This window comes from Acinetobacter sp. P1332 (assembly GCF_044057475.1).
Taxonomy (GTDB): domain Bacteria; phylum Pseudomonadota; class Gammaproteobacteria; order Pseudomonadales; family Moraxellaceae; genus Acinetobacter; species Acinetobacter johnsonii.
In genome coordinates this window covers 3,346,473-3,369,672 of sequence record NZ_CP171157.1, presented here as the reverse complement: position 1 = coordinate 3,369,672, position 23,200 = coordinate 3,346,473, and the positions used below count along the sequence as shown (strand labels likewise).

The 23,200-nt window shown below is 39.3% G+C and carries 19 protein-coding genes; 13 read left to right on the top strand and 6 right to left on the bottom strand.

The genetic code is table 11. The features are described from left to right. From ACFN7Z_RS16535 to ACFN7Z_RS16525, 3 genes are all read left to right on the top strand, one after another. Positions 1-1,092 (top strand): TniQ family protein, encoded by a 1,092-nt coding sequence (locus tag ACFN7Z_RS16535; RefSeq protein ID WP_000622362.1) that lies wholly within the window; start codon positions 1-3, stop codon positions 1,090-1,092. Between the two features lie 19 nt (positions 1,093-1,111). Next, positions 1,112-2,527: a hypothetical protein gene (locus tag ACFN7Z_RS16530; protein WP_004777765.1), complete on the top strand. Its 1,416-nt coding sequence runs from the start codon at positions 1,112-1,114 to the stop codon at positions 2,525-2,527. Positions 2,528-2,595: 68 nt separating this feature from the next. Continuing rightward, positions 2,596-3,234, top strand: coding sequence for a hypothetical protein (locus ACFN7Z_RS16525; RefSeq protein WP_000530048.1), 639 nt, complete (start codon positions 2,596-2,598; stop codon positions 3,232-3,234). On the opposite strand, the gene ACFN7Z_RS16520 is transcribed toward ACFN7Z_RS16525, so the two are convergent. Beyond that, positions 3,223-4,326: a hypothetical protein gene (locus ACFN7Z_RS16520; RefSeq protein ID WP_001289337.1), complete on the bottom strand. Its 1,104-nt coding sequence runs from the start codon at positions 4,324-4,326 to the stop codon at positions 3,223-3,225. The genes ACFN7Z_RS16525 and ACFN7Z_RS16520 overlap by 12 nt on opposite strands. 488 nt (positions 4,327-4,814) lie before the next feature. Between ACFN7Z_RS16520 and ACFN7Z_RS16515 the strand changes: the two genes are divergently transcribed. From ACFN7Z_RS16515 to ACFN7Z_RS16505, 3 genes are all read left to right on the top strand, one after another. Further along, complete coding sequence (locus tag ACFN7Z_RS16515) at positions 4,815-5,495, top strand: DUF305 domain-containing protein (RefSeq protein ID WP_000680279.1); 681 nt, start codon at positions 4,815-4,817, stop codon at positions 5,493-5,495. A gap of 90 nt (positions 5,496-5,585) precedes the next feature. Next, positions 5,586-5,924 (top strand): ISC system 2Fe-2S type ferredoxin, encoded by a 339-nt coding sequence (fdx, locus tag ACFN7Z_RS16510; RefSeq protein ID WP_001124186.1) that lies wholly within the window; start codon positions 5,586-5,588, stop codon positions 5,922-5,924. A gap of 80 nt (positions 5,925-6,004) precedes the next feature. Then, a complete protein-coding gene (locus ACFN7Z_RS16505; RefSeq protein WP_000394310.1) occupies positions 6,005-6,193 on the top strand; it encodes a heavy-metal-associated domain-containing protein in 189 nt (62 codons plus the stop codon). Positions 6,194-6,405: 212 nt separating this feature from the next. On the opposite strand, the gene cueR is transcribed toward ACFN7Z_RS16505, so the two are convergent. Both cueR and ACFN7Z_RS16495 read right to left on the bottom strand, forming a co-directional pair. Then, positions 6,406-6,864 (bottom strand): Cu(I)-responsive transcriptional regulator, encoded by a 459-nt coding sequence (gene cueR, locus ACFN7Z_RS16500; protein ID WP_001020605.1) that lies wholly within the window; start codon positions 6,862-6,864, stop codon positions 6,406-6,408. Between the two features lie 10 nt (positions 6,865-6,874). Further along, the gene (locus ACFN7Z_RS16495; protein WP_274729138.1) at positions 6,875-9,361 is read right to left on the bottom strand and encodes a heavy metal translocating P-type ATPase; all 2,487 of its coding nucleotides are present in this window, start codon (positions 9,359-9,361) and stop codon (positions 6,875-6,877) included. Between the two features lie 120 nt (positions 9,362-9,481). On the opposite strand from ACFN7Z_RS16495, the gene ACFN7Z_RS16490 reads away from it, so the two are divergent. Further along, positions 9,482-9,796, top strand: coding sequence for a helix-turn-helix transcriptional regulator (locus tag ACFN7Z_RS16490; protein ID WP_023187988.1), 315 nt, complete (start codon positions 9,482-9,484; stop codon positions 9,794-9,796). 224 nt (positions 9,797-10,020) lie between these two features. Here the strand turns inward: ACFN7Z_RS16490 and ACFN7Z_RS16485 are convergent, their stop codons facing one another. Continuing rightward, complete coding sequence (locus ACFN7Z_RS16485) at positions 10,021-11,709, bottom strand: hypothetical protein (RefSeq protein WP_023187987.1); 1,689 nt, start codon at positions 11,707-11,709, stop codon at positions 10,021-10,023. Between the two features lie 40 nt (positions 11,710-11,749). Next, positions 11,750-12,754: a cation diffusion facilitator family transporter gene (locus ACFN7Z_RS16480; RefSeq protein ID WP_023187986.1), complete on the bottom strand. Its 1,005-nt coding sequence runs from the start codon at positions 12,752-12,754 to the stop codon at positions 11,750-11,752. Positions 12,755-13,204: 450 nt separating this feature from the next. On the opposite strand from ACFN7Z_RS16480, the gene ACFN7Z_RS16475 reads away from it, so the two are divergent. From ACFN7Z_RS16475 to ACFN7Z_RS16450, 6 genes are all read left to right on the top strand, one after another. Beyond that, positions 13,205-14,386 (top strand): efflux RND transporter periplasmic adaptor subunit, encoded by a 1,182-nt coding sequence (locus ACFN7Z_RS16475; protein WP_023187985.1) that lies wholly within the window; start codon positions 13,205-13,207, stop codon positions 14,384-14,386. A 3-nt stretch (positions 14,387-14,389) separates the two neighbouring features. After that, positions 14,390-17,554, top strand: coding sequence for an efflux RND transporter permease subunit (locus ACFN7Z_RS16470; protein ID WP_274729141.1), 3,165 nt, complete (start codon positions 14,390-14,392; stop codon positions 17,552-17,554). After that, positions 17,551-19,032, top strand: coding sequence for an efflux transporter outer membrane subunit (locus ACFN7Z_RS16465; RefSeq protein WP_274729142.1), 1,482 nt, complete (start codon positions 17,551-17,553; stop codon positions 19,030-19,032). The genes ACFN7Z_RS16470 and ACFN7Z_RS16465 overlap by 4 nt, the downstream gene beginning before the upstream one ends. Before the next feature lie 76 nt (positions 19,033-19,108). Further along, the gene (locus ACFN7Z_RS16460; protein ID WP_005060897.1) at positions 19,109-19,492 is read left to right on the top strand and encodes a hypothetical protein; all 384 of its coding nucleotides are present in this window, start codon (positions 19,109-19,111) and stop codon (positions 19,490-19,492) included. Between the two features lie 10 nt (positions 19,493-19,502). Further along, entirely contained in the window at positions 19,503-20,042 is a 540-nt protein-coding gene (locus tag ACFN7Z_RS16455) for a nuclear transport factor 2 family protein (protein ID WP_007479719.1), read from the top strand. Between the two features lie 16 nt (positions 20,043-20,058). Beyond that, positions 20,059-21,132: a cation diffusion facilitator family transporter gene (locus ACFN7Z_RS16450; protein WP_000094607.1), complete on the top strand. Its 1,074-nt coding sequence runs from the start codon at positions 20,059-20,061 to the stop codon at positions 21,130-21,132. A 185-nt stretch (positions 21,133-21,317) separates the two neighbouring features. On the opposite strand, the gene ACFN7Z_RS16445 is transcribed toward ACFN7Z_RS16450, so the two are convergent. Beyond that, on the bottom strand, positions 21,318-23,198 hold the full coding sequence (locus tag ACFN7Z_RS16445; protein WP_016659713.1) for a hypothetical protein: 1,881 nt from the start codon (positions 23,196-23,198) through the stop codon (positions 21,318-21,320). Positions 23,199-23,200: the final 2 nt, after the last annotated feature.

Genomic DNA, 23,200 nt, shown 5'->3' with positions numbered 1-23,200 from the left:
ATGATAAGTGCAACAGAAATCCATTCATGGTTTATTCCCACGGACTTAAAGCAAGATGAGGCATTATCTTCTTGGTTGATACGTGCCGCACTTGACAGTGGTTGTGACCCATTAAGTTTAACTGGAGTACTTTGGCCCAAATGGCGAATCTGGTCTGTAGATGTAGATCGTGGTTTAAGTGCAGAGCAAGTACAGGTATTGATCAATACGACAAAAATTGATGAAAGCCAATTTAATTCTGCTACGCTTCGCAATTTTTTAATTAAATATAATCTGGATAATCAAACTCTTGATGCATGGTACTTGGTATTAGGTACAAGAAACCGTAAGCATCGAGGTGGCTGGCAATATTGTCCTGAGTGTCTATCTGAGGATAATGTTGCCTATTTCCGTCTGCCTTGGCGTTTTGCCTGGCATACAGGTTGTATAAAACATAATCAGCATTTACATGATCAATGTCCTCATTGCCATAATGCTATTCAACCTAGACGTCTTGAAGCCCCTGATCAGGTTATGACTTGCTGTTCAATATGTAAAAAAAGTCTATTGGAGGTTAATAAAAGCCTTGTGGATTGTCATGCCTTGGCATTCCAAAAAATCTTTGATCAATTCCTGGAACAAGGCTGTGCAACCTATCAAGACAAGTTGATTTCAGTAACTGATTGGTTAACGGTGATTAAGTTATTTTCACAATTTATTAGAAAAGCTTTAGCTGGCTCAGTAAATGGAAAAGGATGGGCTTTTCTTGAACAACTCAGAATTCAGGTGCCCCATCCTGAGCTTATATCGAATGGATTGGCTGTTAACCAACTTCCAGTTACCGAGAGAGAACGGCTATTTTCCTGTATTTATCAATTACTCATTATTCCCCAGGAAAAGTTTATTGAAACAGCAAAATCTTTAAATATGAACAGGTCTTCATTTTGGGATAAGAGAAACCAGTTGCCAGCCATATTAAGGCCTGTTGAAGAACAATTAGGCTCGATTTATCGGAACTACCCTCCAAAGAGAGCATTGGTAGCTACCTTTAAACCTAAAAGTAAGGAGACTGTAATACGCAAGTTTTTAAGATTAAAAAGAAAACTAGGGTAACTTTTGGGGGGACAACACCATGCCTCAGTGTGATGAATGTGGTGATGCGGTTGAAAAGATACACCGACTTTATAAACAGCGTAACTATTGCCATAAGTGCTATGTACGAGTTTTTAAAAAACAGGATTGTCCGTCGTGTGGTAAAAGTTCCAGATTATATAAAGCTGATAACTTGGCCGTTTGCCAACAATGTGAAACCAATAGACCTTGCATTAGATGTCAGCGTATTGATTACCCTATAGGAAAAATAACGGAGCAAGGCCCTGTTTGTAATAGTTGTTCAGTTTATTTTAGAGAGTTTCAAGCTTGTGAACGGTGTGGTGTGACATCACAACGCTTATCTCGTATCAGCCGTTTTGGAGATAATTTAAGAGTTTGCCCAAAGTGTGCAACCCGTGATTACCAGACATGCCAAAGTTGTAGAAGATATAGGTTGATTGAACAGGATGTTGTGTCAGGCAAAATGCTTTGTAAGAAATGTTTGACCTGTCCACCACTTCAATGTCTAACTTGCCAGCAACAGATTCCTGCTGGATATGGGAAATACTGTGAATTATGTACATGGCGAAGAATATTGGGGAATAGGATTAAGGAACTGGTTAATACATTAGTAAATCCAAGCCTCAAAGGTTACTTTAAAGATTATATGAATTGGCTTGATCATGAGGTTGGACCGCATAAGGCTGCATTACTAATTCGTAAACATATTCATTTTTTTGAAAAGACCAGTGATCTTTGGGGAGATCAGATCCCAGACAATGACTCTTTATTACATAGACTAAGAACAAGTGGTTTACGCAAATATGAGCTGCCCATCCGGTGGTTGGTTGCAGTACATCACCTGCATATAGATACCCAATCTAAAGGCCACTGTTCTGAATTTGACCAACTGAGAAAACTGGCGAACTCATGTCCTGGTTCATCGCTTTCAGCCCAAATTCTTCAGAACTATTATCAGGTTTTAATAAATAAAATGGATTTAGGGAAAACGAGTATACGTTCTGCCCGTTTAGCCATGAAACCAGCATCTGCTTTAATGCTGTTGGTAAGTCAATCACGATTAGATTTACCAACAATGTGGCATGTAAAATATTACTTATTTAAGTCCCCTGGACAAGCTTGCGCTATTGTTGGCTTTCTTAATTTTTTAAACAAGAATTATGATACGAACCTTGATACGTCATGGGTACTAGATGAAAAAATAACAGAAAAAAGTAATATGAAGAAACTGGAAAAACAATTGTTGGCCATCATGAAAGCCCCAGAGGAAAATTTTAATGAACTAGAGTGGATAAAGTTAGGATTGATGTATTTTCATAATTTGGATAAATCCTTTTTTAATCAAATGGATAGTATTAATTATAGGGGGCTGAATGATGGCTTTGAAGTGAGGTTTGGTGATCAGCAATATTGGATACCTAAATTGCTTGTATAACTGGACCATATAACGCTAATGTAGCTACATAAAGTTAAAACTGAATTTTGGGCTTCCAGAGGGTATGTATGGGGCAATTAGGTCATGAATATTGTGTTCATAATGGATTCAATAGGTCTCATGCAGGGAAATATGTTTATTCACTTGCTACGTTTATATCTTGGATATTGATTTACTTTTTACTGAAGTTCTTGGGTGGATTGTCTCCTTATTGGAATGTCATCATTTCTAGTGCTATCACTGCTTTATTATTTCTTACTTTTTATTTTCTATTTGATAAATGGATATGGAAAACAGGTTTATTTTTCAAGATTCTGAAATATCCTGATATTTCGGGAGAATGGTCATGTAAAGGTATCTCTGATTACCAAGAAGAAAATTCTGAAATGATTAAGCACAATAGAGAGTGGATTGGAAAAGTAACAATTTTACAAAGTTGGGATAAAGTAAGAATCAGATTAGAAACAGAATTTTCCACATCTGACAGTATTTCTGCTGCAATTATTTATGACGAAATTGAAGAATACAAAGTTCTTTATAGTTATGAAAACAAACCAAAAGATTTAGATCATGAAGAGTTACGTATCCATCGAGGATTTGTAGAGCTGACACTTCATAAAGACAATAAAAGTGCCAGTGCTAAATATTATAATGTTACTGGTCGAAGAACCATGGGAACAATGTTATGGGAAAAATTAGATAACTAATGGATAAGAGCCAATGGTTTCGTCATATAGGTAACCCAAATCTTTACGTATTTCCGTAACGAGTTTATCTAAGGCAATGCTCATTGTTGTGAGAGAGGTTTCTTTCTGATAACTATCAAATATTTTTCTGGTCATATCAGGTGTATATAAGCTATTTCTATAGTTTGGGTTATGATACAGATAATCAAAAAATCTTTTTGTTTCAAGAACTATTGCTAAAGCATTTGTTCTACCTTTCTTTAAATTTTCTAGATTGGAATGATACATAATAGAGGCTAGATCAAAACTACTTAAGTAAATTACTTTGCCCTCTTCAACTAAATCGGCTTTTATTGTTTTACAAAGGCGGATAGATTTTTTCAATCCTCCATCAGCATAGTATTTACATTTGTAATCTATATAAAAAATATGCTTGAAAGGTAAGTTCATCAATGTAGTAGGAGTTTTATTATCTAGAATATTGACTCCTCTTAAATAAAGGTGCTTTTGTTGTTGGTACTCATATGTTTCTACCCAATGAGAGGGTACAACATCTACATCCCGAGGAAGTGATCCACCTGTTAAAGTTATAGATTTAGCACCAGTAGTATCAATTGTTACGGCAGGATATGCTTGTCTTAATTCATAAGTGCACGCGTTCCTGAGTTCTCTTAATATTTTTATATCATCATGACGTAAAGTACCTAAATAACCCTCTGTACGATAATGTGATTTGTTAAGTACAAGTAAATCAACATCACTTACACCTTTGATATGAATATTTAGGGGAACTGACCCTTGTAATCTGTATTCTGTGACAATGTTATGATTATTTAGTAGCCTAGGCTCTAATTGTTTTTCAATTCTTTTAGCAGTTTCAATACTGATTTCTGTGTAACGTTTACTAACTTCTTGCATTGCTCCTACTGCATAACGGATAGATGGTTTGTCTGATACAATCTGCCATTTTTCTATTGTACGTTTTAATTCATCAAACTCATTAAATGAAGTTACGCCTGCTGTTACACTATCAAAAGCATTGTATGTAAGGTCAGTACCTTTTCGTCTTTTCTCTAATCTGTTCAATCTTTTATAAAAATCAATTTCAGACATTGTGAAACTCAAAAAATAGTAGTTATGGTTAAAATAATTATACCTTAATAATTATTTTAAGGTTTTAATAAATAAGGTTTTATTGTCATAAATGCTCAAATTTAAGATGGGAAGTAAGATAATTTTTAAGTATAAAGTTTGAGAATGTTTGTAGTCTTTTGTAGTGCATCCAATAGTCAAATAAATAATTGTGAAACCATGAAGACACATATCACATTGATATTTATATAAAAATATTATTTGTGATTGGAGGTGATTTTTTTAATTCTATTGATTATTGTGACTCACTACGGAGTTAATTGTCTTTAAGTATTTGTTTTTAATTGTTTTATTCTTTTAATTATTTTTATTTGATTAGGTGTTGACCTTACCATAATTGGAAAGAATAGAGTTGCTACATCAAGGGTAATGATGTACCTGATATGAAAGAATAACTTCCGAGCTTATTACCCATTATTTTTTCATAATTGTAGTAAGAGGATAACTCCATGAAACACTTTGTTCCAATGTTAATGATCGGTGCGATTGTATTTAGTGCGGGGTGTTCCTCTTCTGACGCTCCAAAGGAAAATTCAATGAGTGAGAATAAACATGAAAGCCATTCAATGCACCATGATATGAATGGTTCAGCTAAAACAGATAATCCATCTACAAATGCCTATATGGAAGTAAATACTCGTATGCACAGCGGAATGGGTATTGATTTCACGGGAAATGCAGATACTGACTTTATGTTGGGTATGATTCCTCACCATCAGGGTGCGGTTGATATGGCAAAAGTAGTTCTTCAATACGGTTCTGATCCAGAAGTGCGTCAGCTTGCCGAGAACGTTATCTCTGCCCAAGAGTCAGAAATCAAGATGATGAATGAATGGTTGGCAAAAAACAAAAATCATTCTGGCAGCAAAAATGAAGATAGCCCATCAACTCAAGCATATATTAAGATCAATGATGAAATGCACGCAGATATGATGGTTCCATTTACAGGAAATGCTGATGTTGATTTCATGAGAGGCATGATCCCCCATCATCAAGGTGCAATTGATATGGCAAAAGTAGTTCTTCAATATGGTTCTGATCCAGAAGTACGCCAGCTTGCTGAAGATGTTATCTCTGCCCAGGAATCAGAAATCAAGATGATGAATGAATGGTTAAGTAAACATAAGTAGATACTTCTCTATTCGATATTCTTTTAAATGAGGGGCTTTTTAAAGCCCCTTGTTTTATCTATAAATTTGATGAATTGAGGATTATGTTATATGCCAAAAATTATAGTTATTCCGCATGAAAAGATTTGTCCAGAGGGTGCGGAACTTGAAATTGAAAGCGGAAGTAATTTATGTCGAAGTTTATTGGATCATGGCATTCCCATAGAACATGCCTGCGATTTATCAGGTGCATGTACAACATGCCATGTTGTTCTGAAAAAAGGGTTCGACAGTTTAGAAGAAATGGATGATGTAGAGGCGGACTTACTGGATCGTGCCTGGGGGCTTACGGCCCAATCAAGACTATCTTGCCAGGTTAAGGTCCAAGATGAAAACTTGGAGGTAGAAATACCTAAGTACACAGTCAATTATATATCTGAGGGACATTAATTTTACTTTTAATGCTTGACCTTACAATTATGGCAAGGTTTATATTAAACACATCCTGAATAGTAATAGTGGAGTTAAATATGGAATTTCATGTTGAAGATATGACTTGTGGTGGCTGTGCCCGTGGTGTAACCAGAGCAATTCAAGCAATAGATGCCAATGCAAAGGTCATCACCGAACCACCCAATCGTAGTGTAAAAGTTGAAACAACTGCAACACAGCAGCAAATCGTTGAGGCTTTAACCGAGGCTGGTTTTCCTCCTCGTTAAAAACGGACGAAATGATAAAGCGACTCTCTATTGAGTCGCTTTTTTGTGGGCAATGAATTATAAGCTCAATATTTAGGAATGTTTGTGATGTTAAATTAGCAGTTATTTGACAATGTAAGTATCTAAAAGAAATGACATATTTTAGTTCATAGTTATAAATATAAAAAATAGGGAGAAGTAAAATTAATTTTACTTCTCCCTATATCCTATTGCTATTTCTTTCGGGTTAAAGGTGAAACGGAAAGCAGGTCGTTATGATGGTGAACGTCCTTTATTTCATTGTGAGGTTCTTGCAAGCCTTCAAGAATCGGACAGTCGGGTCTATTATCACCAGCACAACAGTCGATTAAGTCCTTGAGGGTATTCGCCATTTGCTGTAGGTCATTGATACGTTCTTCCAGCTTTTCACTATGACCCTGAGCAAGGCGTTTGACATCAGCACTCTGTCTACCGCGGTTATTCCATAAATCAAGTAAGTCTGATATTTCTGCTACTGAAAAACCGAGTTCACGACTTCGCTTGATAAACTTTAAACGTTCAACATCATTTGCTGAGTAAGAGCGATAACCTGCATTATTACGTCCCGCAGCAGGAATTAGGCCAATCTGCTCATAATAACGAATCATCTTGGCGGTAACTCCCGAAGCTTTAGAGACTTTACCAATGTTCATCATATCCTCCTTAGCCTTGACTGACGGATGGTGGCTGGAATCGACGTAAACGTAATGCATTGCCAAGTACAAATACACTGGACAAAGCCATTGCTCCTGCTGCAAAGATTGGGGACATCAGTATTCCATAGGCTGGGTACAATATACCAGCAGCAACAGGAATCAACATGGTGTTATAGGCAAATGCCCAGAATAAGTTCTGGTGAATATTACCAATCGTTGCTTTGGACAAGGCAATCGCATTGGCAACACCTTGTAAGTTTCCTGACATTAACACGACATCGGCAGATTCAATTGCAACATCTGTACCTGTACCAATCGCAAGTCCGACATCAGCTTCAGCCAAAGCGGGTGCATCGTTAATCCCATCACCCACAAAAGCGATATTGCCGTATTTTGCTTTCAGCTCTTTAACCGCACTGACTTTACCCTCTGGTAGAACTTCAGCAATCACTTCATCAATACCCAATTGTTTGGCAATTGCCCGAGCAGTACGAGCATTGTCACCCGTCACCATTGCTACCTTGAGACCTAATTGGTGTAGAGCCTTAATCGCTGCTGGCGTTGTGGTTTTGATTGGGTCAGCAACTGCAATAATTCCTGCCAGTTCACCATCGACAGCAACATAAAGTGGTGATTTACCCTCATCACCCAGACGCTGAGCTGTGGCAACAAATGGAGCAACATCAATACCAAGTTGAACCATATAACGGTCTGCACCAATATTGATTTCTTCATTACCATTGATGGTTGCACAGACACCCATGCCTGTGACTGAATCAAACGTATCAACTTTAGGTAAAGTCAGGTTTTCACTTTTTGCCGCATCAACAATTGCTTTAGCAATCGGATGTTCAGAACGGGATTCAACAGCCGCAACCATGCCTAGGACATAATCACGCTCAAAGAATTGAGTCACTTCAAAGTCAGTCAGTACGGGATGACCCTCTGTTAATGTCCCTGTTTTATCGACTGCAACAACTTTGGCATCCTTTAACAGTTGTAAGGCTTCGCCTTTGCGGAACAGTACTCCCAACTCTGCACCACGACCTGTACCGACCATAATTGAGGTTGGTGTCGCCAATCCCATTGCACAAGGACAGGCAATGATCAACACTGCCACCGCATTAACCAATGCAAAAGTTAAGGCTGGTGATGGACCAAAAATCAGCCAGACCAGGAATGTAAGCACTGCGGCAATCATCACCGCAGGTACAAACCATAAGGTCACTTTATCCACCACAGCCTGAATCGGCATTTTAGAACCCTGTGCCTGCTCAACCAAACGAATGATTTGAGCCAGCATAGTTTCGCCACCCACCGCCACAGCGGTAAAAGTCAACGTGCCATTCTGGTTAATGGTACCGCCCACTACATCACTGCCGATGCCTTTTTCCACAGGGATTGGTTCACCTGTAATCATGGATTCATCGACAAAGCTTTTTCCATCCGTGACTTGACCATCAACAGGGATTCTTTCCCCTGGTTTTACAATGATAATGTCACCTGCAACCACTTGGTCTATTGCAATATCCACCATTTGACCATTGCGTAAAACATGGGCAGTTTTGGCTTGTAAGCTGACTAAACGCTGGATTGCTTCAGAGGTTCGCCCTTTGGCTTTTGCTTCAAGGAAACGACCCAGTAAGATTAATGCGACAATCACCGCAGCCGCTTCGTAATACACATTCACCGTTCCTGATGGGAGGATGTTTGGTATGAATGTGGCAACAATAGAAAACAAATATGCTGCTGATGTTCCCACAGCGACCAAAGAATTCATATCAGGAGCTAGACGGAATAATGCAGGAAAACCTTTCTGATAGAATCTTCGTCCTGGAATAACCAAAACCAGTGTGGTCAGTATGAATTGTAAATACCAGCTATTCTGCATCCCAATAGTTTGATCAATCAGTTGATGTACACCAGGGATAAGGTGAGATCCCATTTCCAAAATAAATACAGGCAAAGCCAATAGGGTTGCAAGAATCAAATCACGCTTAAGTTCAGCACGTTCTTGATCTTTTTTCTCAAGCAGCTCTGTCTGGTCAGGAATAGAAGCTTGAATTTCTGTGGCATCGTAACCAGCTTTATCAATTGCGGTAATCAAGTCATCGACATTTGCTGAACCACTGACCGTTGCACGCTCAGTCGCAAGATTGACATTGGCCTCTTTTACACCTGCAACGGCTTTAAGGGCTTTTTCGACACGACCTACACAACTAGCACAGGTCATGCCTTTAATTGATAATTCAATATTATTTGCGGGCACGTCATAACCTGATTGTTCAATGGCATGAACCAGTACCTGACGATCCACAGGCTGATCAAGTACAATATCTGCACGTTCTGTCGCTAGATTGACCGAGGCAGACTGTACACCATCAACTTTTTTGAGTGCTGTTTCAACACGCCCAACACAGCTGGCACATGTCATCCCTTCAATTTTTAATGTAACTTTCATATTATTAGAAAGCTTATCTGTTGCCTTTCCCATAAGATATACCTATAGTGCTTACCCAATTATTAAGAGCATAAACCTTGCCATTATGGGAAGGTCAAGGGTAGAATATGTAAACATATATATTTTCTAAATAATAGGAATTTAAGTATTAGTATGAATTTTAATAATCACCCGATACCATTATCTCAAGATGAGATTATGTCTTTAGCTGAAACATTTCGGCTATTAGGTGATGCTTCACGACTTAAAATTCTACTTTTTTGTATGCGGGGGCCTAGTTCAGTAGGTGAAATCAGTGATGCTCTTGATTTATCCCAATCTTTAGTCAGTCATAATCTTCGTTTATTGCGTTCAGCTCGTTTAGTCAAAGGCGAAAGACAATCTAAACAAGTATTTTATGAAATAGATGATTTACATGTTAGTCAGGTTTTATTAGATATGGCAAGTCATATTAGTGAGGAGCACTAATTTATAGTAGTACGTAATGTATTGCAAAAATATCTAAATTAAATAACTTTAAGGGGAAAGAGGGTTATAGGAATTCTTTATTTTTATTACTCTAAACAAGAAATATATCATGCATTTATTTAAGTTATCAGTATCATCTACAAAAAGTTAAGATCAAGGGCATATAATTAAGAAATGTCTAGCTATATGCCTTGATATCTATTTGAGGAAAGTGCTATCTGTTTTTAACAGCAACTTGTAGTGTTATCTTCAAATGCACTTAATCGGCAGAAACAGGATGCTTCAATATTAATATCAGCCGAGGCAAGTGCTATATCACGTTGCAGCGAAATATCTCGAGCTTCTTTCTCTAGACCTAGTTTTGCTAAACACTCATAAAGTCCATGAAGACTCCATACATTGTTAGGGCGAATTCGGCGACGTCCAAGGTCACCTTCTAGCCCCAGTTCAATCCGATATTCTTGGGCTGCTACTTCAAAGTTTCCTTGTTCCATATTAAGTGCGCAGAATGCATGCCGAACTGGTTGTAACCAAGCTGGAGGATCACAATAAGGAAGAGCATCTTCTAATTTAATGCCTTCTCGCAAGATTGCGAATGCTTCTTTCGTATTACCTTTACGATACTCAATTTCGCCATGAATCATTTTGGCAGCAATTTTTAAAGCTTCGACCTCTTTAACAGGTATAGAGTTAAAGCGCTCTTCTGATACATTAGCTACTGCTTTTATAAAAGACTCTCTTTCTTTTTCGGCCTCTTTAACTCTTCTTAATGAAGCAAATGCTATGCCTTTTGCGTAGTGAATCATTGCGGTTGTGGAACTATATAGACCTTTATCTTTAGGTAGCTCAAGTTTCAGAATATCTTCCCACATGCCAAATCTAATCATAACATGTGGTAGTGTTGTGCAATGGCTTTCAGTTAAATTAGCCATTGGCGGTGTAGTGATATGTAGTACTTCGGGTGTTAAAATGTCATTGATACGATGAGCCATAAATAACGCTTCCTGTGATTTACCTGCCATCATTGCACCATAAGCACCTACCATTAAATTATGAACGCGATACAAGATATTCCAACCACCTGGATTCTTTTCTCTAGAAAAATATCTTTCATCGGCTGCGATTGCATCAAGATTAGAATAAACCACTCGACGCCAATCTCCGCATGCATTATCAATATGTGTGGACATATGGGCTAAATGTGACCCATCAGGTGATAAATTACGAAGGTTATCAGCAGCTGGCAATGCAACTTCAGGATAAGGTGACATTTCCATTAAATGTATATAGAGATGATTAATTACAGGATGACGATTTGCCCCAGGTTTAGTGAAAGCAACTTCAAGCACGTTTCTAGCTTCAACTGTACCTAAACCTATGGCTTCACCGGTATCTAAATCCCACAATTTACGAGGGCTCAAGCACATGAGTGCATCTGCAAACATTGCAGCTGCATCAAGATCATTAGAATATTTTTCATAAAATGATCTCATAGCTTGAGCATATGCAAAATTCAGCTCATGAAAGTCTTGTTCATCTATAGTCACGTGTTTTGGAAAGCGTGGAGCAAGGGCATCAATTAAATCTTTCTCAAATTGTGTCGCATTATGAGTCGCTGCTAACTTTGCTTGTTCCATAATTTCATTAATATATGGAATGGTATTCTGTAAGTCTGAAGGATCAAATAAATGCCAAGCTTTATTGTAATTTGGACCAGATGCAAAGGCGATGCCCCAATAAGCCATTGCGCATTTTGCATCATGTTCTAGAGCTTTCTTAAAACAATTTATGGCTTCACTCGGATTGAAACAATATGTCCATAATAAGCCACGATCAAACCAAAGTTGAGTATCAGGAGATGACGTAGTTATTTGACGCTGGTAATCTCCTAAATTGTAGTATTTATCAGACATTAAAGTCTCCTCATCAGTGAATAACAATAAAGATTTAAGGTTAGTGATTATGTCCAGCGTGTGGATCAATTTGAGTTGGGTTTTCTAAGCTACAAGTACTATTGCCTTGCCAATCAATGGCTATAGTTGGATGTTCAATAGAAAATTTGGATTTTAGCTCATTCTCAATGTTGAGAGTTAATGTCGCGAGGTCAACTCCATCTTTGGGTTTGACATGCAACGTTGCCATAGATCTACCTGATGTAATCATCCAAATATGTATATGGGTAATTTTTTCAATACCACTTACATTTTTCAAAAGATATTCAGTGATCTCTTGGGCATTAGCATTCTCAGGAGCACCCTCAAGTAAAATATGAAGAGTACGTTTAAATAAAGACCATGCGCTGCGTAGTACAAGTAAAGAAACTAGAACAGATAAAATTGGATCGATAGGAGTCCAGCCTGTGTACCAAATCACTATGGCAGCAATAATTGCTCCAACAGAGCCGAGTAAATCGCCCATTACATGGAGAATAGCTCCTTTAACATTGACATGTTCTGTATCGCCTCTTGTTAAGTACCATAAAACAAATAAGTTAACGAGCATACCTATAATAGCAACGATAAACATCGGTCCTGCCATGACAGGTTGAGGTGATTGAAAGCGTTCAATAGCCTCATAAATAATCCATCCAACGATTGCGAATAATGTAAGAGAATTCATTAAGCCAGCAATAACTTCGAATCGCATGTATCCAAATGTTTTTGAATTATCTGCAATGCGGCGACCGAAACGAAAGGCAGCATAAGCTAAACCTAAGGCAACGGCATCTGTAAGCATATGCCCTGCATCAGCCAGAAGTGCGAGTGAACCAGAGATGATTCCTCCAGTGGCTTCTACAAGCATGAACCCGAAAATGATAAAAAACGAAATCAGAATTTTTCTTTCGTTTCCGTTACTCACATCAGGAACATGTGAATGATCATGACCTTCATGCGAATGATCATGACCTTCATGCGAATGATCATGACATTTATGATTGTGATCGCGTTGATTACTCATGTATAAAAACCTAACATGTATATATTTTTACATATGAATATATGTTCATATGTAAAAATTGTCAAATTTAATTTATTAATTTTAATATAATCAATGGCATGTGCCATTTTTGAGCTAATAGGGAATCAAATTTTCTAAAGTAATACTGTTTTTACTTATTCTAAGAGAAATTTCTACTTAGGATAAAATGAATAATTTGACAGTCTAATACTGGAGGGATATTGCATGAATTTAATTTCCATAGACGGAGGTATGTTTTATAAAGCTGAAAAAACGGACTATTAAACTTATAGAAATTCACTTTTTAATAATTCATATAAATATATGTTCATTTGTATAATCTATTCAGATCACCCTATTGACCTTCCAATTATTGGAAACATTAGCATGTGTGCAACTGCTATAGAAACCTATCCAGAGTGATGTAGCTTTGCATAAAAGGTGAATATCATGAAAAAACGAATGACAGCGGTTGCTGTAGCAGTAGTGATTGCTATCTCAGGTGGTCTGCTGTACACAGCAAAAAATATATCGGATCAACCCAAGCAACAAGCTAGTTCAGCTCAAATGCCTATTCCTCAGGTTCCAGTTGCGGAAGTAATTACACAAGAACTTAATCCAACTGCCGAATATACAGGCTACTTATCGGCACCACAAAGCGTTGAAATCAAGTCCCGAGTCGGTGGTGTCATTAATAGTGTTAGTGTTCCTGAGGGCAGTTATGTTCGTAAGGGACAGGTATTATTTAAAATTGATCCTGCACCTTTTCAGGTTGCTCTGAAGACAGCCCAGGCACGACTGAAAGCAGCAGAGGTTCAGTATAGCCAGGCTGTTCTGGATTTTAACCGGGCAAATAAACTGGTCGAAAGTGGTGCCGTCTCCAATAAGGTTTATGACGATGCACTGGCAACCAAAAATAACCGTCAGGCTCAAGTACAGGAGGCTCAGGCAGCCGTCAGTGCAGCGAAGCTGGATTTATCTTATACCAATATTACAGCACCGATTTCAGGACGTATTGACCGTGTTCTTGTCACCAGTGGTAACTTGATTGCAGGTGGAAATACAGGCAATGCCACAGCCTTAACCACCATCGTTTCAGTCAATCCGCTGTATGTTTATTTTGACCTTGATGAAAAAACCTTTCTCAATCTAAAGGGACAAAATAAATCTGGACAATTCAACTTGCCAATCGAAATGGGATTGGCAAATACAGAAACTTATCCTTATACAGGGAAATTAAACTTTGTAAGTACTCAAATTGACCAGCGTACAGGGACGCTACGGGTTAGGGCATCTATTACCAATGATTCAGGTGAATTAGCACCAGGTATGTTTGCCAGAGTTAAGCTGACCACTGGAAATAAACAGTCCACCATTCTGATAGATGATCAGGCGGTGGGTACAGATCAGGGCAATAATTTTGTTCTGGTTCTTGGTTCGAATAATACGGTTGAATTTAGGCCTGTAACACTTGGCTCGGTCGTTGATGGATTGCGGATTATTAGCAGTGGTCTGCAAACTGGCGATAAAGTCATTATTAAAGGGCTGGTTCGCCCAGGAATGCAGGTCAAGCCAAATATCGTTCCAATGCAAACGCCTACTCCGACTGAAAGTGCCGCACAGGGGAAATAAGCCATGAAGAATTTCCCTCATTTCTTTGTTAATCGGCCAATATTTGCGGTCGTGATCTCTGTGCTGATCGTCATTCTCGGTGCTTTATCACTGTTTAAACTGCCATTGAGTGAATATCCAGCCATTACACCACCGACTGTACAGGTCATGGCAAGTTATCCTGGTGCCAACCCCAAAATCATTGCCGAGACGGTTTCCTCCCCTCTGGAACAAGCCGTGAACGGTGTTGAGAACATGTTGTATATGAGTTCTCAAACCGCAGCCGATGGCAAGATGGTACTGACCGTCACCTTTAAACAGGGTACAGACCCTGATAAAGCACAGATACAGGTACAAAACAGGGTTTCTCGTGCATTGCCACGCTTACCTGAAGAAGTTCAACGCATTGGTGTGGTCACTGAAAAAACCTCACCCGATATTCTCATGGTCATCAATTTGGTGTCATCCAACAAGAATCATGATCCACTATATTTGTCCAACTATGCACTGTTAAATGTGCGTGATGAGCTTGCACGTTTACCAGGTGTTGGAAATATCGAGATTGGTGGTGCTGGTGAATATTCGATGCGTGTCTGGATTGATCCTGAAAAAGTGGCTGCCCGTGGTTTAACCGCCAATGATGTGGTTGCAGCCATTCGTGAACAAAACATGCAGGTTGCTGCGGGTTCTGTTGGTCAACAACCAAATACAACATCGGCCTATCAAGTTACTGTTAATACGCTGGGACGTTTAACCACTGAAGAGCAATTCAGTGAAATCGTGGTTAAAGCTGGTGACACTGGACAAATCACACGCCTGAAAGATGTTGCACGAATTGAACTGGGTTCTGATGCTTATACCATGCGAGCTTTACTGGATGGTAAGCCAACATCTGCCTTACAAATCTTTATGACACCAGGTGCCAATGCACTCGATGTTTCAAGTGAAGTCCGTGAAACGATGGCAGAATTGAAGAAAAGCTTCCCTGACGGTGTGGATTATAAAATTCCTTATGATCCAAATATTTTCGTAAAAGCTTCTTTGAAATCAGTCATTACCACTCTGTTAGAAGCCATTGCACTGGTTGTGCTTGTTGTCATCCTGTTCCTGCAAACATGGCGTGCATCCATTATTCCTTTAATTGCCGTTCCCGTTTCACTGATTGGTACGTTTGCAATTATGTATTATTTCGGCTTCTCCCTAAATACATTGACCTTATTTGGACTGGTACTGTCGATTGGTATTGTGGTCGATGATGCAATTGTGGTGGTGGAGAACGTAGAACGGCATATTGCATTAGGCGAATCACCAAAAGAAGCTGCCCGTAAGGCAATGTCTGAGGTGACAGGGCCAATTATCGCGATTACTGCGGTTTTATCTGCTGTATTTATTCCATCGGCATTTCTTACAGGATTGCAGGGTGAGTTCTATCGCCAATTTGCCTTGACCATTGCGATTTCAACCATCTTATCTGCAATCAACTCTTTAACACTTTCACCAGCTTTAGCAGGTATCTTGCTTAAACCACATCAAGCTGGAAATAAAAAACGTGATTTAACCGAACGCTTATTTGGTTGGTTCTTTAGAGGATTCAATCGGTTCTTTGATAAGGCATCGGACAAATATGTAGGTGCAGTCCGCAAGGGGGTACGTTTAAGTGCCATCATGCTGATTTTGTATGTAGGTTTTCTTGGCCTAACTTGGTTAGGTTTTAACAAAGTGCCGCAAGGCTTTGTTCCTGCACAGGACAAGTATTATCTAGTTGGTATCGCCCAGTTACCTACAGGCGCATCTTTAGACCGCACAGAAGCTGTAGTTAAACAGATGACGGAAATTGCACTGAATGAACCTGGTGTGGAAAGCGTCATGGCATTCCCAGGCTTTACACCAAGTGGTCCAGTCAATGTACCAAACTCTGCCTTGATGTTTGCCATGCTTGATCCATTTGAGGCTCGTCAGGACCCCTCATTATCAGCAGGAGCAATTGCTGGAAAATTAATGGGTAAATTCAGTCAGATTCCTGACGGATTTGCGGGCATCTTTCCACCACCACCAGTACCTGGCTTAGGTTCTATGGGCGGATTCAAGCTACAAATTGAAGATCGGGCTGGTTTAGGCTTTGAAACACTGGCACGTGTACAGGGCGAGATTATGGCGAAAGCCTCTCAGACGCCTGAACTTGTCGGTATGCTTGCGAGTTTCCAGGCAAATGCTCCACAGATTGAAGTTGATATTGACCGTGTAAAAGCGAAGTCACAAGGTGTACCACTGACCGATATTTTTGAAACACTACAAATCAATCTGGGGTCAATCTATATCAATGACTTTAATCGGTTTGGTCGTACTTATCGTGTAATTGCTCAGGCAGATTCCCCATTCCGTATGCAACCAGAGAATATTAATCTGTTAAAGGTGAGAAATGCAGCGGGAGACATGATTCCACTTTCGACCTTTGTCACGATTAAGCGTAGTTCTGGCCCCGACCGTGTTATGCACTATAACAGTTTCCCATCAGCCGATATTAGTGGTAACGCTGCACCAGGTTATTCATCTGGTCAGGCAACTGCCGCAATTGAAAAAATTGTGCAGGAAACATTGCCACAAGGTATGACCTATGAATGGACCGATCTGGTCTATCAGGAAAAGAATACAGGCAATACTGCGGTCATGGTTTTTGCTCTAGCAATTATTTTGGCGTTCCTTTTCCTTGCAGCTCAATACAACAGTTGGTCAATGCCTTTTGCAGTATTACTTATTGCACCAATGGCCTTGTTATCTGCGATTGTAGGTGTTTGGGTAACTGGTAGTGATAACAACATCTTTACCCAGATTGGCTTTGTTGTTCTGGTGGGACTTGCTGCAAAAAATGCCATCTTAATTGTGGAGTTTGCCCGAGCCAAAGAGGATGAGGGTTTGAATCCTTTTGATGCAGTACTTGAAGCAGCCCGATTAAGATTACGCCCGATTCTAATGACCTCAATTGCATTTATTGCTGGTGTGATACCACAGGTATTAGCCACAGGTGCTGGTGCAGAAATGCGTCATGCCATGGGTATCGCTGTTTTCTCTGGAATGCTGGGCGTGACAATCTTTGGTTTGCTGTTTACACCCATTTTCTATGTCGTCATTCGTAATTTTATTCTGCGTAGAGAACAGGCCAAAGCACTGGTACAGGAGGGTTCAAAATGAAAAATTTAACACTTCATTTAAACCGATACACCTTCCTCAAGAAAATGAGTGTACTAACCACTGCCACTATTCTTGCAGGATGTTCAATGGCACCCATATATGAGCGACCTGTCTCTCCTGTGTCGGAACACTATCCAACAGGAGAGGCTTATCCAGGGCTGCAAGTGAACAATGGAAAGCAAACAGTCGCAGCCGATATTGGCTGGCGTGACTTTTATACCGATCCTGTCTTACTCCAACTCATCGATCATGCATTGAAAAACAATCATGATTTTAAGGTGACAGCTTTAAATGTTGAGGCGATAGAAGCACAGTATCGTATTCGTCGTGCTGACCGTTTACCGCATGTGGGTGTTACCGCAGAGTCAGCCAGTCAGCGTTTACCGTCTGATCTTGCTTATAACCCCCGCATGTATCAGGTTGGTGTTACTTCGGTCGCATGGGAAGTCGATTTATGGGGCCGAGTACGCAGTCTGAGTGATCAGGCTTTACAGAACTATTTGGCTTCTAAAGAGGTCCAGACAGCATCACAGTTAAGTCTGGTATCCGCAGTTGCTAATGCTTATCTGGTCTATAAGGCCGATCAGGAAACGTTAGGTTTAACCAAGGCGACTTTGGCGACACAGCAGAAATCCTATGACTTGACCAGGAAACTTGTTGATGTTGGTAATGCAACCCGATTTGATTTACGTCAAGCTGAAATAGGACTGCGCACCGCACAAACCAATTATGCAAAATTCTTGCGTATTACTGCACAGGATCGTAATGCTCTGGTGTTACTTCTGGGTTCACCATTAACACAGGAATTGGCGGCCCAATTGGACCAGTCCCCCAAAATTCCTGATCAGGTTGTTATGCAGGATATACCAGTTGGTTTGCCATCGGATCTACTTCAACGTCGTCCAGACATTCGTGCCGCAGAACATAAGCTTCAGGCTGCGAATGCAAACATTGGAGCAGCCCGTGCAGCATTTTTTCCATCCATTACCCTAACGGGTTCGGCGGGTACGGCAAGTTCCAGTCTGGATAATCTATTTAATGCAGGTACAGGTGCATGGAGTTTTATGCCCAAGATTAACTTGCCCATATTTAGTGCAGGTTTAAATCAGGCAAATCTGGATCGCTCACATATCATGAAGCAGATTGAAGTCATCAACTATGACAAATCTATTCAAACAGCTTTTCGTGAAGTTGCTGATGGGCTGGCTGGCAAATCTACGCTAGATGAACAGATCAAATCGCAGCAGCAAATGATTGCGGCCAGCCAGGATGCTCATAAGTTGGCAACCTTACGTTTTGATGCTGGTGAAGATAATTATCTCGCAGTCCTCGACTCACAACGAACACTGTACGCATCTCAGCAGGCACTTATACAGACCCGCCTGGAACGCCTGAATAATCAGGTCAACCTCTACAAGGCATTAGGTGGAGGCTGGAATGAACATACCGTACAGATTGAACGTAAATCTTTGAAATAGCACATCGATGGAGTTCATCTTTTGATGGAAAGAGATGAATTCCTGAAAAGATGAAACAGAATATGAGGTCATGTAAATGAAATTTATTATCCATGATATAGAAAACTTCCCATTTGTTGAGTTTAAGCAAGATCAGGCAGTTCCAGGCTATTCACCTCAATGGCAGTTGGAAATGCAGGAGTTCCTGGAAATGAGTAGTCCGTTTGTGATTGTTTATGATCAATTATCAATGCAAGAAACACCTGAAGACTTTAAACAACGTGGTCTTTGGCTTAAAAACCATAAAGATGAACTTAATCAGTTGTGTAAGGCAATTATCTGCATTGAACCTGATCAGGAAAAAAGAGTTGCCATCAGAAAGATGACGGAAATGGCTGTAAAGGCATTTGGCATACCTTATGAAATCGTCGATACCAGGGAAGATGCCGAACGGATCGCTGATGAACTTACTCAAGTCTAAGGTGAATGTGATGAACATTATTTATATCAATCAATTGAAGCAAGATTTTGATGGTCAAGAGGAAAAATCAAAGCCTTTTTTCATGACATTCTTACTCATTCTTATGACGTTAGGATTAGCTTCAATTTCGCATGCAAAAGCACCGATCAATACAGCTTTGGAAACCGTGGAGAGCTATCTTAATATCTGGAATGGTACGCAGCCAGATGACCTGACTAAAGTTCTTGACCCGAATGTTGAGTATTTCAATACAAGTAATGAAGAAACCCGTAAAGGTACAGCATCTGTAATTGAGGTACCCAAGTTTTTATTAACAGTCATTCCTGATCGGAAGATGACGCTTACATCCCCGCCACTCATTGTTGGTGATAAGGTTGCTGTCGAATGGCAGCTTCAGGGAACCCTCAATAAAAAAGACCAGTCTGGTAAAAAAGACGCAAAAGTAATCACTTTTAAAGGTGCTTCATTTTTTGAGGTTAAAAATAATAAGATTACATACATCGGTGATTACTACAACAATCATCCATTGCGTAGTCAGTTAGAGCCATAATCAGGAATGCTATAAAATGTCTTCGCACAACCATACACAAGATCACAAGCATAAACACTCTGAACATGATCATTCTGGGCATAAGCATAGTCATGGTAACGGCCATAAACACAACCATGATCACTCAGGACACCATCACGGTCATGGTGGTCATCATCATGATCACGACCACAGCCATATCCCGAGTAATAAAAAAATTCTGACCATAAGTTTTTTACTGATTACCATTTTTATGGCAGTGGAATTTATAGGTGGTTTTATTACCAATAGTTTGGCCTTGATTTCGGATGCTGGCCACATGCTGAGTGACTCTGTTGCACTTGGTATTGCACTTGCAGCAGTCTTTATCGGTCAAAAACAGATTACCAAAAATAAAACATACGGCTATCAACGCTTTGAAATACTGGCTGCTGCATTGAATGGTATTACACTGGTTGGTATCGCACTGTACATCTTTATTGAGGCAATTCTACGGTTCCAGCAGCCACAACATATTGAAGTACAAGGGATGTTGATCGTTGCCAGTATTGGATTGCTGATTAATATCATTGTTGCAGTAATGATTTTTAAAGGTAGTGATACCGAACACGACTTGAATATGCGAGGTGCTTACCTGCATGTACTCAGTGATTTGTTAGGTTCTATTGGCGCAATTGCTGCTGCGCTATGTATCTACTTCTTTGGATGGGCCTGGGCAGATACTTTAGCCAGTGTTCTAGTTGCAATACTTGTTCTTCGCAGTGGATATTCAGTTGTAGTAAAGGCTTCGCATGTTTTAATGCAGGGTACACCAGAAAAATTTGACTTGGCAGAAATCAAAGAAACCATTCTTCAAGACCAGCGAATTCAAGGTGTACATGATTTACATATATGGAGTCTGACAAGTAAACGTTATATTTTATCCTGCCATATTGTTGTAAGTGAAGAAATGAGTATGCAGGAAGTGCAGATACTCTTACATGATCTGGAGAATGTCATACAAAATCTAGGTATTGAGCATGTCACTATTCAGGCTGAAACATCACTCAACAATCACGATGATATTCATCATTGCATTATTGAAAATATACCAAAGGATTCAGAACACTGAGTTTAAAAAGGTTAAATATTCCTAATATAGGTGCTTATCTAGTCACAAGTGGTACCCAAGTTTAATGGCACTTAAAAGTGCCATTAAACTATATATAATTCAATTTGATATGTAATAAAATTACCCATAGGAAAGAATTATGGAATAGGCTAAAAGAAGATGGTCACAATTGTAAGATATGAAAATTATTTTTCCTCCTTTTCCTCCTTTTCCTCCTTTTCCTCCTTTTCCTCCTTTAACTTGATATTCGTAATTCCAATTTTTCTTAGAGCATTCAATAACGTTGATTCACCCTCTGACAAGCCAGCAGATTTTGAATGTCTAAAAACAAATAATTGAGTAACCAAATTGGAGCCTAGGAGAGTTGTCGTATAAGAGCCCTCTGACAAAGGCAGGCTCTCCATGAGCCCAGAAATATACTGCTCAAATTGTTCTACGGTTCTTGACCTAAATATTAGACCAGCATGCCCACGCTCCTTGAGAACACTTTCCCCATCTACAGTTGAAACGTAAGTCGCTGGTTGTATATCGAAAAGATAAACTGGAGGGCAATTTACAAGAGATAATCGGATGACCAATGCTCCACGAAGTGCTGTTTTATTTGAGTTTGCATAACACCAATTTTTATAAGTTTGTTTTTCTCCATCTGTAATATCTTTATTATTTAATGTTTCTGAATTAACGAAAAAAGCCATGAGAGTGGGTTTATCGCTGTAATCAAACTCTTCCTCAAAAGTATAATAGTGGACTGCATTGACAATACTGGGATTTAACGAGCGTGCCTTTAAACATGCATTCCATAGGCCCATGATTCTTCCATGATATGGAGCTTCAAACTCTGTATCTCCATTAGTGGTCGGGTTAATTTGGACATTTAGAACTTCCTTAGAGCTATCAGGTTCTCCTGTACCAACTGTATTGGTTTCTTTAGTATTTTTCTTTCTCTGTGGTTGGGTGATGGTTCTTTCATACTTTGTTTTACTTTTTTCCCCGATAGGGCCTGAACCTAACCATGTAAATTCATGACCTAAAATAACCGATTGTAATAATGGTTTGCGCCCTCCTTGATCTTCAGATACGTTAATCTGACCAGGACCTAGTTGCAACTGAGGAGGATTAGGTGAGTTGACATCTACAGGTTTCTTAATGCGGTGAATTACCTTTGGAACACGTCTGATAAGTGTTTGATCAGGTAGTTCTATTCCAAGAATTGTCAAGGCTAAAAAAGCATTGGTGTCAGGAATACAAAAACCTGAAACCCTAATTTTTCTCGTTTCCTTATGCCACGGCATTACTTTAGGGTATATATGGTTTCTTTGGATAAAATCATCATGTTTTGCAATACTGCTAAATAAGATTCTTACGGCATCTTGGGTATATTCGCTATATTTATAGTAGGCAATAAATACATGATCATCTGATGTGAGACTATCACCTATAAGGATAGTCCATGTATTTTCTTCTTCTGGATGAGGGGTGTAGAGCCTTTCATGTCTTTCGACCTCATCATATGTTGTTAGAATTCTAGGAAGTTCTGTAGAGAGGCCATATCCTCTCACCAGAAACTCAAAACAAGGTACGAGAAGCTCCTTATATTCCTGATCCTTTAAAGAGAAAGAAATACAATTTTCACGTTGGCTTGGGTTAATATAAAACTTATTCCTGTCTGAGAAGAAATGATCTATTTTTCCTGTCTTTTCATCTCGCTTATATGCTTGAACAAAGGTATGTTTAAAATTTGTATGATCAATATCAAATTCCCGTATTTCCAAAGGAAGATAGTCAACTAATCGTTCATGGTGCCAAACTGTTCCAATAGGCCAAGACATCAAATCTGTTATATTTGCATCAATAAAAATAAAATTATCTGTGGGTGTGTAATCTTCCAGAAGTTCCCTAAAAGCCACATGAACTTTAGGTTGAGCATTTCTACGATCAGCTTTTGCTAACGCCCCATACCACCAAACCATTAAGAACTTTTCAGCATTGGATTCAAGGACTTTGAATGCGGGTGATTTTTTATCTGAAGAGTTATCAGTATTTTCTTCATTAGAATGATTGTTCATGA